Source organism: Flavobacterium sp. 245 (assembly GCF_004362055.1).
Taxonomy (GTDB): Bacteria; Bacteroidota; Bacteroidia; order Flavobacteriales; family Flavobacteriaceae; genus Flavobacterium.
This window is the reverse complement of sequence record NZ_SNXB01000003.1, coordinates 436,710-453,044: the sequence shown is the minus strand read 5'-3', so window position 1 is coordinate 453,044 and position 16,335 is coordinate 436,710. Positions and strand designations below refer to the sequence as shown.

The window sequence follows — 16,335 nt, the reverse complement described above, 5'->3', positions numbered from 1 at the left end:
TTTATTGATACAAAGCATTAATTTTTTCCCAAAGGGTTTTGTCAAAATCAGATAATGCTAGATTTGCGCTGTCGGCAGCTTCTCCCATTCTGATTACAACCATTTTTTTACTCGGAATCACATAGATTTTTTGATCGTTTTTTCCTAAAGCCATAAACATATCACTTGGGGCAGTCGGAATTACACTTCCTTGAAAAGTGAGTTGTGATTGTGGAAGGTGATAAGAAGTTTTTCCGTTTAGCCACCATAAATAGCCATAGCCTAAATTGATATTCTGTGAGGTTGCGGTTGCTTCGTTAAAATAAGCTTCATTTAAAATGGTATTGTTTTCCCATTTACCTTTATTAAGCATTAAAAGCCCAAAACGCGCCATGCTTCTCGTTGTGCTCGTGTAAACACTATTTGCATCAATTTGAACCCAAGTGCCATTCATTCCAATTTTATCTCTTAATCGACTGTTGAAATAGGTTTCCCAGTTTTGCCCGCTTGCTTTTTTTACGACATCTTGAAGTTTGACATAAACATTATGGTATGCCCAGCGTGTTCCTGCATCGGCTTTGTAAATTAAACTGGCTGGATCTACATCGTCTGTACTGTCATCAAGGCCAGATGTCATGGTTAATAGATGTTTGCAGGTAATTAAATTTTCTTTTGCAAGTGTTTCACTTGTCCATCCTGTGCCAAGGTAATGCGACACTTTATCATTAATGTTTAATAAGCCTTCTTGCTGTGCAATTCCGGTTACAGTCGATGTTAATGTTTTTCCGGCGCTGGCCCAGTACCAATTTGCGGATGCGGTGTGATTGTTGAAATAATTTTCAAGAACTATTCTTCCGTTTACTAAAATGATAAAAGATTTAGAATTTTTTAACTGCAAATAGTCTAAAAGTGGTTGTACAGCATTTTGATTCCATTTTAGATCTGATATGGATTTTGTTTCCCAATTTGTCCCGGTTAAAGGCGGAAAATACATACTTTCGGCTGGGGCAGAATCTAGTTCTGCAGTTTCTTTACTGCAGGCTGTAAAGAGTAAGATTGTCAGAGAGATACAAAATATTTTGGTCATGTTTTTTGGTGTTGGTTTGGGGTTTGACCAAAAATATGCAAAATAGTTTAATGGGTTTTGTAAATTTTTATTTCTTTTATATGATATAAAGTTACCTTTGTAATTCACTAAATTTTCTTTTGAAAACGGGAGCCCTAGCCCTGATGGGAGCGGCATCCTTTTATGGTGGGGTTCACCATAAAAGATACAGCGGACAGCAGGAAATAGCTCCTTATTAATATTATAAATTATTATGAAAAATACTTTTATGGTTTTGGTTTTATCACTTTTGATGATAAGCTGCAAACAGGAAATAAAACCTGCAGATATTGCAAAATTGAATGGATATTGGGAAATTGAAAAAGTGGTTTTTGATAAAGGTGAAGAGAAGGCATACGGAATGAACGAAAACTTTGATTTTTTTAAAATTACTGGCACTAAAGGAACGAGAACTAAAGTAATGGCACAACTTGACGGAACTTTTTTGACGACAAATACTTTTGAAAATGTAACAGTTAGATTTACAGACAAAGGGACGTTTTTAGATTATAAAACGAATTATGCTAAATGGAGCGAAGAATTGATTTCGATTTCAGATAAGGAATTTGTGGTGAAAAATGACCAGAATAAAGAATATCATTATAAAAAAGCGGAACCAATTAATATTTTGAACGATGGCAAAAAGACTAAATAGCGAAAGTACAATTGGGGCTGTTTTACAGCAGATTATTCAGGTTAATAAGTTGCAGCCTGGAATGGATCAGATTGATGTAAAAGATGCGTGGGCAAATTTAATGGGAAATGGAGTAAAAACATACACAAGAAATGTTGTTTTGAAAGGCAGTACGCTTTATGTTGAATTAGGTTCGGCTGTTTTAAGAGAAGAATTAAGTCACGGAAAATCTAAAATCATTAAGATGATTAATGAAGAATTAGGACGTGATGTTGTGAGGGAGGTTGTCTTAAGATAGTGGTCAGTATCCAGGTTTTTAGTGTTCAGATAAAAAAAATCCCGATTCAAAATGAGTCGGGATTTTTTATTATATGTAAAGTTTACTGCCAACTAAAAGCTGAATACTGAAAACTAAATATTAGAATTGCTCTCTTCCAGCAAAGTGGAATGCACCTTCGATTGCAGCGTTTTCGTCGCTGTCAGAACCGTGAACTGCATTTTCTCCGATAGAAGTTGCGTATGCTTTACGAATAGTTCCTTCAGCAGCTTCAGCTGGATTTGTAGCTCCAATTAAAGTTCTGAAATCTTCTACTGCGTTTTCTTTTTCTAAAATTGCAGCAACAATAGGTCCGCGTGACATGAATTCAACTAATTCTCCGTAGAAAGGTCTTTCTGCGTGAACTGCATAAAATGCTTGAGCATCAGCTACAGTTAATTGAGTTAATTTTAATGAAACGATTTTGAAACCTCCATTAGTAATCATTGCTAAGATATTCCCGATGTGTCCGTTTGCAACAGCATCTGGTTTAATCATTGTAAAAGTTCTATTTGTTGCCATTTTATTGTGCTTTTTAAATTTTGTGCAAAAGTAGACTTTTTTTATGAATTGATTTTAATAAATTCATAATTAAAACACTGCAGAATGATGTTTTGACCAAGAAAAACTTTTTTTAAACCATATTTGTAGAGATACACAGCAGTGCATCTAATGTAAAGATGATTTTGGAATAAAAAAAAAGACGCACTTGCGGTACGTCTCTACATATATGGTAAAAAATTTATACTTTGAATATTAATTTATTTCTGTAGAATATCCATAAAATAAAAGTCCAGATGCATACATAAACCAGTGCGCCGGCCAATGAAGCAGTCATAGGATTACTGAAAAATGGCGCAATCCAAAAGCTGTATAAGTAATTTAATAAATTGATTTTTTCTTCAGGTTTATGCGGATTTTGAAATTCAATCATGACTAAAGCCTGCGGAATAATCTGTGATGTAAAGAAAACAATCATTGGGTTGACCCCCCAGATTAAAAATAATTTGAAACCTTTTTTATAATCTGCTATGTCAATTATATAATATAAAATAGTCAGGAATACTGTCGCTAATCCGGTCGTGTATAAGACATAACTGCTTGTCCAGATTGATTTGTTTATAGGGAAAACTATATCCCATATTAAACCGAAAAAAATAAGTGCAGTTCCCGCGAGACCCATTTTTTGGGCTTTTTGAATTTTGGTTGTGTTAAGCTGTAAAACTTTACCAATTAGCAATCCTATAATTCCGTTTACTATTGATGGAATTGTGCTTAAAATTCCTTCGGGATCCCAAGTTACAGTACCGCGATACATATGGCCTTTTAATAAAACACTATCAAGCCATGCAGCTAGATTTGTTCCTTTTTCGAGATTTGCCTCCCCAATTCCAGGAACGGGAATTAGGGTCATTACTGCCCAATATCCTAATAATAAAACAACTCCAGTAATGATTTGCGTTTTTTGAGATGTTTTTAGATATAAAAGTGATGCAACAAAATAAACGATTGCAATTCTTTGTAAAACTCCCGGAAGCCTTACATCTTGATACGCTTCGATACCGCTGTAAGCTAGAAATAGGTAAATAAACAGAATTGAAAAAGCTAATATGTTTTTGATTTTTGAACTGAAACTTCCCATTAATGCGTAGCCAACGCCAATCGTAATAGCTAAACGCCCAATTAAAAGTGGAATTCCTTCAAGGCCAAATAACTGAATTTTTCCGAAAAAATTAAAGAAGATTCCAAGGCAGAACATTCTTAAAGAACGAATCAATATTTTGTTGAAAGTAGTGTCGTCATAAAATTTATCTGGCATTGCAAGCGGTATCGCAACTCCCATAATAAATACAAAAAAAGGAAAGACTAAATCGGTTAGCGTGCAGCCGTTCCATTCGGCGTGTAATAATGGCGGATAAACATGGCCCCAGTCTCCGGGATTGTTTACAATTGTCATTAATAAAATAGTTAGTCCACGAAAGACATCTAGCGAAATTAAGCGTTCTTTTACCATTGGTTTAGGGTAAATTGGTTAGTTAATATTTTTAAAAATCGCTATTTGGTTTGAAGAATAATAACTTTGAGAAGATAGGTGGTTATTTGGCTCTCAATAATTATTACTTTATTTTTTAGCCACGAATTGCGCGAATTTCCACTAATTTATATTCTTTGCAATAAGAAATAATTCGTGATAATTCGTGCAATTCGTGGCAGACTTTTAGATTGTTATAATGTTAAAGTTCATTTCTAGGGGTTTTAGTTTCTGGATTAAAAGCGGTATCAATTGTTCGCCTTTTTCCAGATAAAATTCAGAAAAATTGCTTTGTCTTTCCTGCAGACTGTTGTTTGGGAACAGTTCGCATTGTAAGTCAGTTACGCGCTGTATTTGATCACTTAATTTTCTTTTTTGCGCTTTTAATAATCGTTTTTCTAAATTTTCTAAACCTTTTGTCTGTTTTACTTCCTGAGCTTTGACAGCACCAGAAAAAGATTTGTCAGTTTGTTCGGCTAGATGGTAAAGATATTCAAATTGTGTTTTCAGCAACTCTTTTTGTGGTGTTAAATCAATTGGAAAAGCAGAAATTTTATGCGTTATAGCATTTACTAAATTTTCTTGTTTTGTGAATAAATCTTTCCAATTCAAACCTAAATTATCTGCTTTTTTAGCTTGTTTTTCAGTTGAAAGAAGGACCGAATTACGAACTAAAAGTATTGGGAAAGTAATATTTACAGCATCAAAAAAAGATTTCAATTCTAGCCAATAAGCGATTTCTCCGCCCCCGCCAATGTAGCATAAATTGGGAAGAATAATTTCCTGATATAACGGACGCATAATTACATTCGGACTGAATTTCTCGGGATTATTTTCTAAAACCTGAAAAATTTCTTCCTTAGAAAATGTTATTTTGGTATTGTTAACGAAGTATTTGTCGTTTTCAAAAATGATCCTTTCGCGTAAATTATCTTCAATGTAAAACAAGTTGATTTCGCGCGGATTTACTTGAACCGTATATTCTTTTAATAATTCAATTGTTTTTTGAACCGTATTATAAGAGGTTTGTTTTTCTAATTCTTCTTTAACAAACGGAATAAAAGCTTGTTTTAAATTAGCATCGTCAGCATCTAAAATGACTAAGCCGTAATTTGCAAATAAACTATTAGCCAGAAAACGTGTTGCATCGGCTAAATTATCATGCTTTAAATAAGCATCGACAAAAAACTTTTTTAAAGTATTTGCGTTTGTATTCGAACCTAATTCTAACGAATAAATTTCGAAAAATTCTGCTAAACCTTCTGTCGAAAGTCGGCCAACCGGACCAGTACTTTCTTTATTCCATCTGAATTTTTTCCCTTTAAAATTAAAATAATTGATTTCTTCAAAATCATGATCTTCAGTCGCCATCCAGTAAATGGGAACAAAATTATTCGAAGGATATTTTGACTTTAATTCTTTGCTCAGATTAATTGTCGAAATGATTTTGTACAAAAAATACAGGGGGCCGCTAAACAAATTTAATTGATGGCCGGTTGTAACAGTGAAAGTATTTTCTAATGCTAAAAGCTCGATATTTTGTTTGGTTAAATCCGAAATCTCGATGTTTTGATATTGTTTTTTTAGCGTTTCAACCAATGGAATTCGGTTGCTGTTATCAAAATTTGATTGTTTTTCCTGGATTTGTTTTTCGAAATTCTCCAATGTTGGAAAATTATTATATAAAGATTGCAGCGCTGGTTTTTGATCTAAATAATCTTGTATCAAGGCAGAGAAATATCCTGAGGTTTGATAGCTGATACAGTCGGTAGGCATAATTTTAGATTTATTTTTGATAGCTGTAAATTTAATGAAAATATACAGTTAAAAACGTTTTTAACGATTGCTTATGATTTGTTTTTTGGTAACGCCATAAAGTTCCTAAAATCAAGTTTTTAATTTTAATAAAAATTATCGTTTGCAAAATATAAAACGTATGAAATTTGTTAAATAGTAATTGTTGTTTTGAAACTATTTTAGTTAAATGTAAATTATTAGTAATGAAACTATATTTTTGTAATCAAAAAAAAAGTTATATCTATTTTTACATGAAAACTAACCCCGATAAAAAGAACTCATTAAAACACGTTCTCTTAGGCAGCCTTATAGGCACTACAATTGAATTTTTTGATTTTTATATTTACGCCAATGCCGCAGTATTGGTTTTTCCTCAATTATTTTTTCCAGGCGCCGATTCGACTATGGCGACTCTGGAATCCTTAGCGACTTTTTCGATCGCTTTTTTATCTCGTCCTTTAGGTTCCGCTTTTTTTGGACACTATGGAGATAAAATTGGACGTAAATTTACTCTAGTTGCTGCTTTGTTGACTATGGGGATTTCTACGGTTGCAATTGGATTTTTACCAAGTTATGCCAGTATTGGTGTTGCCGCTCCTTTGTTACTAATGTTGTGCCGATTTGGGCAAGGAGTTGGTTTAGGGGGCGAGTGGGGAGGAGCTGTTTTATTGGCAATCGAAAATGCACCTCCAAATAAACGAGCTTGGTACGGAATGTTTCCGCAATTAGGTGCTCCAATAGGTTTGCTGCTTTCTGGCGGTACTTTTTTACTCCTGACCGATTCCATGAGCAATGAAGATTTTATGGATTATGGCTGGAGAATTCCATTTATTGCCAGTTCACTTTTGGTAGTAGTTGGGTTTTATATTCGAACAAAAATTAATGAAACGCCATCTTTTGAAAATTCTAAAAAAGAGCAGGAAGAAGTAAAAATTCCGTTTTTAGAACTTGTAAAATCGTATAAAAATCAACTTATTTTTGGAACTTTTGCCGCTATTACGACATTTTTAGTTTTTTATTTAATGACGGTATTTACACTAAGCTGGGCAACTTCTGACTTAGGAATCGTGAAAAGAGACGGACTATTAATACAATTATTTTCGGTATTGTTTTTTGCACTTTTTATTCCAGTTTCGGCTGTAGTTGCAGATAAAATAGGACTTCGTAAAATGCTAATTACTGCCACGATTGCGATTGCCATTTTCGGATTTTTCTTTTCTTATTTTTTAAGTACAGGAAATATTGCTTTAGTTGCCACTTTTGCCTGTATCGGAATGGCTTTAATGGGATTTACTTATGGGCCGCTGGGAACTTTTTTATCGGAGTTATTTCCAACAAATGTTCGTTACTCGGGTGCATCATTGACTTTTAATTTGGCCGGAATTTTGGGTGCTGCTTTTGCGCCTATGATTGCAATTTATTTAGCATCCACTTATAGTGTAAGTTATGTTGGTTTGTATTTGACCGGAGCAGCTTGTATTTCTTTATTTTCTTTCTTAGTAATTAGTAAGGAAGAACATAAGTTTTAACTATTTCATAAAAATATCAAAAAGCAGTAATGTAAAAAATTACTGCTTTTTTTTTGTCAATTAAAAAAGTATTTAGATATTTGTCTAAATATGTAAATAATGAATGATGTTTTTAAAGCATTAAATGATGCAACGCGTAGAGAAATTTTAGAGCTTTTGAAAGAAAAGGATTTGTCAGCAGGAGAAATTGCTGATGCATTCAATATTTCAAAACCTAGTATTTCGCATCATTTAGACATTTTAAAACGTGCCGATTTAATTACATCCGAAAAAAACGGGCAATACATCTATTATTCCATAAATACCACCATAATGGAAGATGTTTTGCAATGGATACTAACTTTTAAAAAATAAAAAATGAATTTAGAATTAAAAAAAGAGCTTCCAATAATTGGAATTGTTCTGATTCCGTTTGCGTATTTAGCATTTATTTGGAACAGTCTTCCAGAAAAAGTTCCAGTTCACTGGAACATGAATGGGGAAATTGATAGTTGGGGAAGTAAGTCTTTTTTGGTTGTACTGGTTTTTATTCTTCCTGTTCTAATGTATGTTGTGATGTTTGCGGCGGCAAAATTAGATCCGAAAAAAAGGATTTCCTTGATGGGAAAAAAGTTTTATAATTTGAAGTTTTTTATGGTGACGTTTATGTCCTTATTGGCCGTATTTCTTCTATATGTATCTAAAAATCAGTCGGCTTCAAATCCAAATTTAATGTATGTTCTTGTTGGAATTTTATTAATAGTTATGGGAAATTATTTTAAAGTGATTCAGCCCAATTATTTTATCGGAATTAGAACACCTTGGACGCTTGAAAGTCAGGAAGTTTGGAAAGCTACGCACACTTTTGCTGGGAAGCTTTGGTTTTTTGGAGGTATAATTATCGTCCTTGGAGGTATCATCTTTTCGGGATTTATTTTTGCAAAAGCCTTTGTTGCCATTGGGTTTACTTTAGCTTTTCTGCCAGTTGCGTACTCTTTCATCAAATTTAAACAGTTGGAGAAAAAACAAGAAAATCATAATTCTTAATTTTTAATATCACCTTATTTATTTCAATAAAAATGATAAAAACAATACTTATTATAATTACAGCTTTAATTTCATTTATAATGAACGGGCAAGAAGTTCAAGGACAATGGAATGGACTTTTGAAGGTGCCCGGCACGCAATTGAGAATTGTGTTTCATGTCAATAAAACGGAAACGGGATACAGTGCAACGATGGATAGTCCAGATCAGAAAGCTATAGGAATTCCTATGGAAAAAGCTACTTTCGAAAATTCTGTTTTAAAATTAGAAATGCCAAAGGCCCTAATTTCTTATGAAGGAACGTTGAATAAAGACAATATTATTGTTGGAAAATTTACGCAGGGCGGACAATCTTTAGAGCTTAATTTATCTAAGGAAATTATTCAGAAAAAAGTGTATGCGAGACCTCAGGAGCCTCAAAAACCGTATCCGTATTATACTGAAGATGTAAAATTCGAAAATAAAACAGATAAAGTAGTTTTAGCTGGAACTTTATCTCTTCCTAAAAAAGAAGGCAATTTTCCGGCTGTAATTTTGATTAGTGGAAGTGGTGGACAAAATAGAGATGGAGAAACTCTGGGACACAAGCCATTTCTTGTTTTAGCCGATTTTTTGACGAAAAATGGTTTTGCAGTATTGCGTTTTGATGATCGCGGTGTTGCTCAATCGACTGGAGATATTTCAAAAGCGACAACTGCTGATTTTGCGAGAGATGTTCAGGCAGGTGTTGACTATTTGCAAACCAGAGAGGAAATTAATAAAAATAAAATTGGATTAATTGGTCATAGCGAAGGCGGTGTAATTGCACCAATAGTGGCAGGAAATTCAAAAACAATTGATTTTATTGTTTTGCTGGCAGGACCAGGACTTCGTGGTGATAAATTACTGTTGCTGCAAAAAGAAGCGATTGAAAGAGAAAGTGGAGTTTCGGAAAGTGAAATTCAAAAATCGCAGGAAATTTTTAGAGGCGCCTATGATATTATTATTGCCTCTTCAGCAAATGATGAAAATTTGAAAAAAAATGTAAAGGATTATTTTGCATCAAAATATGATGAGAATTTTGCAAAATCATTAACGGCACAAATTACAAATAATTGGATGTATTATTTTTTAAGAATGGATCCGGCAGCAAATTTAGCAAAAGTAAAATGTCCAGTTTTAGCACTTAACGGCACTAAAGATTTACAAGTTCCTGCAACGGTTGATTTAGAAGCTATTAAAAAAACGTTGCTAAAAGCAGGAAATAAAAATGTAACAACAAAAGAACTTGCTAATTTAAATCATGCATTTCAAGAGTGTAAAACAGGTTCTCCAGAAGAATATGAAAAAAATGAACAGACTTTTTCGCCTTTGGCTTTAGAAGAAATAGCTAGTTGGATGGTATTGCAGACGAAATAGATGAATTTTTAATTTATGAAGTGAAGTTCGCATTGATTTAGATTTTCTATTTAAATCAATGCGAACTTTTTAATTCACTTTATCTCTTCAAACTAAAATGGCCTCTAAATTCTTTGCCGTTTGTTTGGGTAACAATAAACCAATAATCTGATGCAGGTTGTTCTTGGCCAAGATAATTTCCATCCCAGGAAGTATTTTTATTTAGTTCTTTAATGAATTTCCCATATCGATCAAATATTCTAATTCCGGTATTTGGAGCCAAGTAAGCGAAATCAATTGTCCAATAATCATTATAGCCGTCACCATTTGGAGTGAAAAATTTTGGAAAAGGAATTTCTTCAACCAAATTAATGCAATTAGAATCCGTTGCTTCCAGTATATGAATGTTAACTGGAATTCTGTCGCTTTCGCAATTATTAATTGTTTCTGAAACGTAATAAGTAATTCCATTTTCAAGCAAAGTTGACTCAGACAAACTGATATTTGAAGTTGGACTTTCGAACCATTTTAAATTTTGCCCAAAAACATCAATATCACGTATTTTTGCTTTTTGCTGTATGCAGAAAGTCTGAGGTGAATCAATAATTGGGTTTTGCGTATCTTGAATTTTTACAGCAACAGCAAATCTCTGGCTTTCGCAATTGTTTAGTGTTTGCGTTGCGTAATAAATTCTGCTTTGTAATAAAGTTGCTACGGGTAAAATAATTCCACTTGTTGTCGACTCATACCATTTTAAATTTGTTCCAATAATGTTAAGATTCGAAAGTGTAGCATTTTCATCAATACAAAAAAGCTGACTATTATTTCCAGTCGGTAAAGGTGTGTCAAAAATCTGGACTGAAATTAGAATTCTGTCACCTTCACAGCCAATAGTTTGAGAAGCGTAATAAGTTCTATTGTTTTCTAATATCGTTGTGTTTGGCAAAGTTGAGGCAGACATTGCTGTATCATACCATTTTATATTTTGTCCTGTTATCTGAATATTGCTCAGCGTTGCATTTTCATTTTTACAGAATGCCTGATTCGCATTTGCTGTTGGAACAGAAGGTGTATTTACAATTGAAATCGCAACTCCAAATCTTGGACCTTCGCAATTGTTCAAAGTTTGTGATGCGTAATACGTTTTCCCATTTACTAGATTTGTTGTTTCAGGTAATAGAGAACCATTTGTTAAAGTATCATACCATTTTATTGCTGTTCCAGTAACTTGAATATTTGCAATTGTTGGATTTTGACCAGTACAAAACTGCTGAGTTACAGTTCCTGTTGGTGCAGAAGTGACTTGGATATTAACGGTAACTGGAATTCTATTACTTTCGCAGCCGTTTATAGTTTGTGATGCATAATAGGTTGCCTTATCTTGAACTAGAGTTGTAGGTGAAACAAGCGATCCGTTTGTTAAGTTACTGTACCATTTTATGTTTTGACCCGTTATTTGAATTTCATTTAAAGTTGCATTTTGCTCAACACAAAAAGTTTGTGGAGAATTTGCTGTTGGTAACGGCTGACTTGTAATAGTGACAGTTTGGTTTTGCGTAGATGAATTTCCGTTCCCATCGTTGTAATTCCATACAATTGTGTAAGTTCCAGGTAAAGCATAGGACAACGGACTTGTGGTTGTTGCATTGATTACTCCTGCACAAGCGTCATTGGCTGTTGGAATTGTTGCTACAGTTGTATTACAATCGCCGGTTATTGCTGGAAGAGTTGCTAAAGCAGGAATTGGTTTTTCAATATCTCCAATAACAACATTAATTTTTTTTGTATCATCACAACCACCAGTTGCTGTTATTGTGCAAATGTATTCACCACTGTTAACAGCCGTCGCATTCGGTATTGTTGGATTTTGATCTGTTGAAGTAAATCCGTTTGGACCCGTCCAGGAATATGATGTTCCTCCAGAAGCGTTAAGTTCCAAAGTCTTTCCCAAACATATTGGAGAGTTGCTTGCTATGGTTGCGCTTAAATCGCAATCGAGAAATTTTACTAAAAAAGCATCATATGAATTAGGAGTATAGGTATTTTTGTCTGGATATAAATCGGTTTGATATGTACCAGAAGTAGCAATATAAGTTTTACTATTAGTTGATCCAGCTAGGTAAATATTATAATTATTATCTAAGGCTGTTATAATGGCATTGTCAGCATTTTCACCACTAAAATAAGTTGCCCAGACTCTTTGTCCATTTGTATTAAATTTAACAAGGTAGGAGTCAGTTCCTGAATTGTTGTTTAAAGGAAATTCCTGATATGTATTGAGTGTTGATGAAAATCCTGTTTTAACGCGTCCTGTAAAAATGATTGAACCGCTTGTGGAGATTGAAGTACCTGCTGTTTCTGGGTAAAAATAAGTTCCCCAAATCTTAAAACCAGCTGCGTTAAATTTAAATATAATGCCATCCCGATCAAGTCCGGTAGAAATGCGATTTTCTTGAAAAACTCCTGAAGAACTTATTCCAGTTGTACTTAATGTGTAGCCTGAACAATAAATATTACCAGAGGAATCTTGACCGAGGTAAGAAAAATAGTCGGTACTTTCTCCACCAAAATAAGTTCCCCATAAACGATTTCCATTAGGATCAAATTTTGCCAGAAAACCATCTAAATCGGCTGTTGTTTTGGTGCTTTTAAAGGAACTTGGAGTAGCTATATTTTGAATACTTTGTGTAGCCCCCAAAAAAATTATGTTACCATCTAAATCTAGTTTTGAGTCTGTAATTTCATCGTAGTCGCGACCACCATAGTAAGTCCCCCAAATTCTGGTTCCATTTGTATTAAATTTAGCGATAAACGAATCTGGTGAAGAAGCGTCTGCTATATTAGGTTGATGAGAACCAACTGTAGCAATGTTAGTTGTGCTGAAAGTTTGTCCTGATATATAAATGTTTTCATTAGTATCTAAAGTAAGGGCTCGTACATTGTCATTATTAATACCTCCATAATAAGTTGCCCATTCTCGGACTCCGTCACCGTCAAATTTTGCTAAAAAACCATCCCAATAAGCGCTTTTAAATTCCTGATGACTTCCAGTTGTCGATATATTATTTAGACTTGAGGAAGAACCAGCAATGAAAATAGTATTATTATCTGAAACAACAATTTTTTCAATTTCATCACTGTTGCTGCCACCATAATATGTTCCCCAAACTCGAGTACCATCAGAATTAAATTTAGCAAAGAAACTATCATAACTTGAGTTTGGAAGCGAACCTAATTCATTTTGAGATGCTCCTGCTGAAGCTATATTACTTGTGCTGGATGTAATTCCTGCTAAATAAACGTATCCATTTTTAGTAAAAACAAAAGTAGAATGGTCATCATTGTAACCACCGTAATATGTCCCCCAAAGCCTCGTTGGCACAGGATCGATCACAATAGTTTTCCCATTTACAGAATTAGAAGAACTAAATCCGTAAACATCTTTTTTAATCTTTCTATAAGCAACAGAAATTTCTTTTTTATTATTTCCATCTTCAATCCAACTCGCAGGAAGTGTTTCTTCCATTTTTCCAAAACGAACATTCATTTGGATTTTATTATCAACCAAATTTGTTTCAGCGCCATTAAATTTTAATTGAATGTCCGAAATTTTTCCTTTCGGATGAATTATAAAATTATACTCGACGGTTTTTTTCGGATCAGCCGGAATTGAAAAAATGACATCAATATTTGGGTAAATATTCTTGTACGTAATTTGTTTGTATTGGTAAACGCCAGTAATTCCCTGCGGCTTATTTGGGACATTGTAATAGTTATCAAAATCAGCAGATTTTTGTTCTGTAACTAATTCTACTTTTGAATTTGAGTTAACAAAATCAATGTCAATTCGATGAAAGGTATATTCTAAACTAAAATTTTCTTGTTCTTCTTTTTTGTTGTCACGAAAATGTGAAGAAAGTTCACGCTCATTTCTAGGATCTTTTACTGTAGTTTTTTTTACTTCATAAATATCATAAGAGAATCCGTTTTTCTTCAATTGAACATTAAGGCCATTAGAATTCAGTAGATATAAAACAGAAGCATTTGATTTTCCTTTCTGATCAATAACCTGACCTTTATTTTCTTTAAAACCAAAAGATTGATTTTTATTTTGGGAAAATGATTGAATGGCAACTATAAAAAATAGTAAAAGTAATTTATGTTTCATTGTAATGATTTGGGTCGTCGCAAATGTAATTAATTATCCTACAAGATAAAACCAAAAAATCAAAACTGGAACTCGTAAAATCTTTTCCTGAAAAGTCCCTAAATATCCCTTATTTTTGCAAAAAATAATTCCCTTTGAAAACAAAACTTTTTATAATTACGCCGCCTTTTACCCAACTGAATACTCCGTATCCGGCTACGGCGTATATAAAAGGTTTCCTGAATACCAAAAACATCGAATCGGTTCAGGCTGATTTAGGTATTGATGTGATTTTGGAATTGTTTTCGAAAAAAGGACTTTTAGATTTGTTTCACGTTTCAGGTTCAAAGTTTCAAGTTATTGGAAATACAATTTCTGATAACTCCAAAAGAATTTTTGCGTTGCAGGATGAATACATTAAAACGATTGATCCTGTAATTCAGTTTTTGCAAGGAAAAAATCCAACATTAGCGTTACAAATTTGTCAAGAAGATTTTTTGCCCGAAGCTTCTCGTTTTGCTCAGCTAGAAGAATTGGATTGGGCATTCGGAACAATGGGAACGCAGGATAAAGCAAAACATTTGGCAACTTTATATCTCGAAGATATTTCGGATTTTATTGTAGAATGTGTTGATGAAAATTTTGGCTTTAGCCGATATGCAGAACGTTTGGGAAGAAGTGCCAATTCTTTTGATGAATTGTATGAAACGCTTCAGCAGAAACCAACTTATATTGATTCGATTTTAATTTCACTTTTAAAAGCTAAAATTGAAGACGTAAAACCAACATTGTTTTTAATTTCAGTTCCATTTCCTGGAAATTTATATAGCGCTTTTCGATGTGCACAATGGGTAAAACAAAATCATCCCGAAATTAAAATTTCAATGGGTGGTGGTTTCCCAAATACCGAATTACGTTCGCTTTCGGATAAACGCGTTTTTGAGTTTTTCGATTTTATTACTTTGGATGACGGAGAAGTTCCAATTGAAGAATTAATTTTCAATTTAGAAAATCCAAATTCTGTCACTTCGAGCGAAGTCGAGAAGCGTTATAAAAGAACTTTTTTATTAGAAAATGGAGAAGTTGTCTACAAAAATAATTCCTTAAAACACGATTACAAACAAGCTTACGTAGGAACTCCAGATTATTCAGATTTGCCTTTGGATAAATACATTTCGGTAATCGAAATAGTAAACCCGATGCACAGAATGTGGAGCGACGGGCGCTGGAATAAACTCACTATGGCGCATGGCTGTTATTGGGGAAAATGTACTTTTTGCGATATTTCTTTAGATTACATAAAAGTGTACGAGCCCGTTGCAGCAAGTTTGCTTTGCGATCGAATGGAAGAATTGATCGCACAAACAGGGCAGAATGGTTTTCACTTTGTTGATGAAGCCGCACCGCCAGCTTTGATGCGCGCTGTAGCACTCGAAATTTTAAAACGAAAACTGGCTGTAACTTGGTGGACAAACATTCGATTTGAAAAAAGTTTTTCTAAAGATTTGTGTCTGCTTTTAAAAGCTTCTGGGTGTATTGCCGTTTCTGGCGGTTTAGAAGTGGCTTCAGACAGACTTTTGAAATTGATAGATAAAGGTGTTACGGTCGAACAAGTTGCAAAAGTTACGCGAAATTTTACTGAAGCCGGAATTATGGTTCATGCGTATTTAATGTATGGATATCCAACTCAGACTATTCAGGAAACGGTTGATAGCCTCGAAATGGTTCGCCAATTGTTTGAAGCTGGAGTTTTGCAATCGGGATTTTGGCATCAATTTGCATTGACGGCGCATAGTCCGGTTGGATTGTATCCGGAAAAATTTGGTGTGACAAAAAAAACAGAGACTATTGGAACTTTTGCTAATAATGATATTGATTATACGGATTCAACGGGAATCAATCATGACAAATTTAGTTTCGGATTGAAAAAATCACTTTTTAATTTCATGCACGGAATCTGCTTTGATTATGAACTGCAGGATTGGTTCGATTTTAAAATTCCGAAAACTAAAATTGATCCCGATTTTATATTTAATGCGCTTGAAGAACAAAACGATTTCAATACAAAACCAAATGCAAAAGTAGTTTGGCTTGGTGGAAAACCTGCTGCAGAAATTTTCACAAAATCAAAAAAAGGAAGAAGCTGGGAAATGATGTCTTTGACTTTTCATGATAAAAAAGAAAGTTTCACCATTCAGACCAGTAAAGACGAAGGTGAATGGCTGCTTTCAATTTTGACAAATATTTCCGTTTCAGGTACTAAAAATTATACTTTTCAGGAAGTGAAAAGTGATTTTGAAACTTCATTAGAGGATTTTGAATTGTTTTGGTATTCTAAGCCTGTAAATACGTTGCGCGAGTTTGGGTTGTTGGTTTTGTGATTTTAAGAATTTT

12 protein-coding genes are annotated in these 16,335 nt (G+C 33.8%); 7 read left to right on the top strand and 5 right to left on the bottom strand.

The window, feature by feature from the left end:
* Position 1: 1 nt before the first annotated feature.
* Positions 2–1,066 carry a serine hydrolase domain-containing protein gene (locus EV145_RS08005; protein ID WP_133524694.1) on the bottom strand — a complete coding sequence of 355 codons (1,065 nt, stop codon included), beginning with the start codon at positions 1,064–1,066 and terminating at the stop codon, positions 2–4.
* A 232-nt stretch (positions 1,067–1,298) separates the two neighbouring features.
* On the opposite strand from EV145_RS08005, the gene EV145_RS08000 reads away from it, so the two are divergent.
* Both EV145_RS08000 and EV145_RS07995 read left to right on the top strand, forming a co-directional pair.
* A complete protein-coding gene (locus tag EV145_RS08000) occupies positions 1,299–1,739 on the top strand; it encodes a hypothetical protein (RefSeq protein WP_133524693.1) in 441 nt (146 codons plus the stop codon).
* Positions 1,720–2,016 carry a DUF721 domain-containing protein gene (locus EV145_RS07995; RefSeq protein ID WP_133524692.1) on the top strand — a complete coding sequence of 99 codons (297 nt, stop codon included), beginning with the start codon at positions 1,720–1,722 and terminating at the stop codon, positions 2,014–2,016. Before EV145_RS08000 ends, EV145_RS07995 begins: the two co-directional genes overlap by 20 nt.
* 120 nt (positions 2,017–2,136) lie before the next feature.
* Here EV145_RS07995 and EV145_RS07990 read toward each other — a convergent pair whose 3' ends face one another.
* From EV145_RS07990 to bshC, 3 genes are all read right to left on the bottom strand, one after another.
* A complete protein-coding gene (locus EV145_RS07990) occupies positions 2,137–2,556 on the bottom strand; it encodes a nucleoside-diphosphate kinase (RefSeq protein WP_129022955.1) in 420 nt (139 codons plus the stop codon).
* A gap of 220 nt (positions 2,557–2,776) precedes the next feature.
* Positions 2,777–4,048: an acyltransferase family protein gene (locus EV145_RS07985; RefSeq protein ID WP_133524691.1), complete on the bottom strand. Its 1,272-nt coding sequence runs from the start codon at positions 4,046–4,048 to the stop codon at positions 2,777–2,779.
* Between the two features lie 204 nt (positions 4,049–4,252).
* A complete protein-coding gene (gene bshC, locus EV145_RS07980) occupies positions 4,253–5,842 on the bottom strand; it encodes a bacillithiol biosynthesis cysteine-adding enzyme BshC (RefSeq protein ID WP_133524690.1) in 1,590 nt (529 codons plus the stop codon).
* 272 nt (positions 5,843–6,114) lie between these two features.
* Between bshC and EV145_RS07975 the strand changes: the two genes are divergently transcribed.
* The 4 genes from EV145_RS07975 to EV145_RS07960 all read left to right on the top strand — a co-directional run bounded on the left by EV145_RS07975 (position 6,115) and on the right by EV145_RS07960 (position 9,815).
* Positions 6,115–7,392, top strand: a complete 1,278-nt coding sequence (locus EV145_RS07975) for an MFS transporter (protein ID WP_133524689.1) — start codon at positions 6,115–6,117, stop codon at positions 7,390–7,392.
* A gap of 99 nt (positions 7,393–7,491) precedes the next feature.
* On the top strand, positions 7,492–7,746 hold the full coding sequence (locus tag EV145_RS07970) for an autorepressor SdpR family transcription factor (RefSeq protein WP_133524688.1): 255 nt from the start codon (positions 7,492–7,494) through the stop codon (positions 7,744–7,746).
* Between the two features lie 3 nt (positions 7,747–7,749).
* Positions 7,750–8,418: an SdpI family protein gene (locus tag EV145_RS07965; protein WP_133524687.1), complete on the top strand. Its 669-nt coding sequence runs from the start codon at positions 7,750–7,752 to the stop codon at positions 8,416–8,418.
* A gap of 32 nt (positions 8,419–8,450) precedes the next feature.
* Positions 8,451–9,815, top strand: coding sequence for an alpha/beta hydrolase family protein (locus tag EV145_RS07960; RefSeq protein WP_133524686.1), 1,365 nt, complete (start codon positions 8,451–8,453; stop codon positions 9,813–9,815).
* A 79-nt stretch (positions 9,816–9,894) separates the two neighbouring features.
* On the opposite strand, the gene EV145_RS07955 is transcribed toward EV145_RS07960, so the two are convergent.
* The gene (locus EV145_RS07955; RefSeq protein ID WP_133524685.1) at positions 9,895–13,962 is read right to left on the bottom strand and encodes a T9SS type B sorting domain-containing protein; all 4,068 of its coding nucleotides are present in this window, start codon (positions 13,960–13,962) and stop codon (positions 9,895–9,897) included.
* 134 nt (positions 13,963–14,096) lie between these two features.
* Here EV145_RS07955 and EV145_RS07950 point away from each other — a divergent pair, with 134 nt between their 5' ends.
* Entirely contained in the window at positions 14,097–16,322 is a 2,226-nt protein-coding gene (locus EV145_RS07950; protein ID WP_133524684.1) for a B12-binding domain-containing radical SAM protein, read from the top strand.
* Positions 16,323–16,335: the final 13 nt, after the last annotated feature.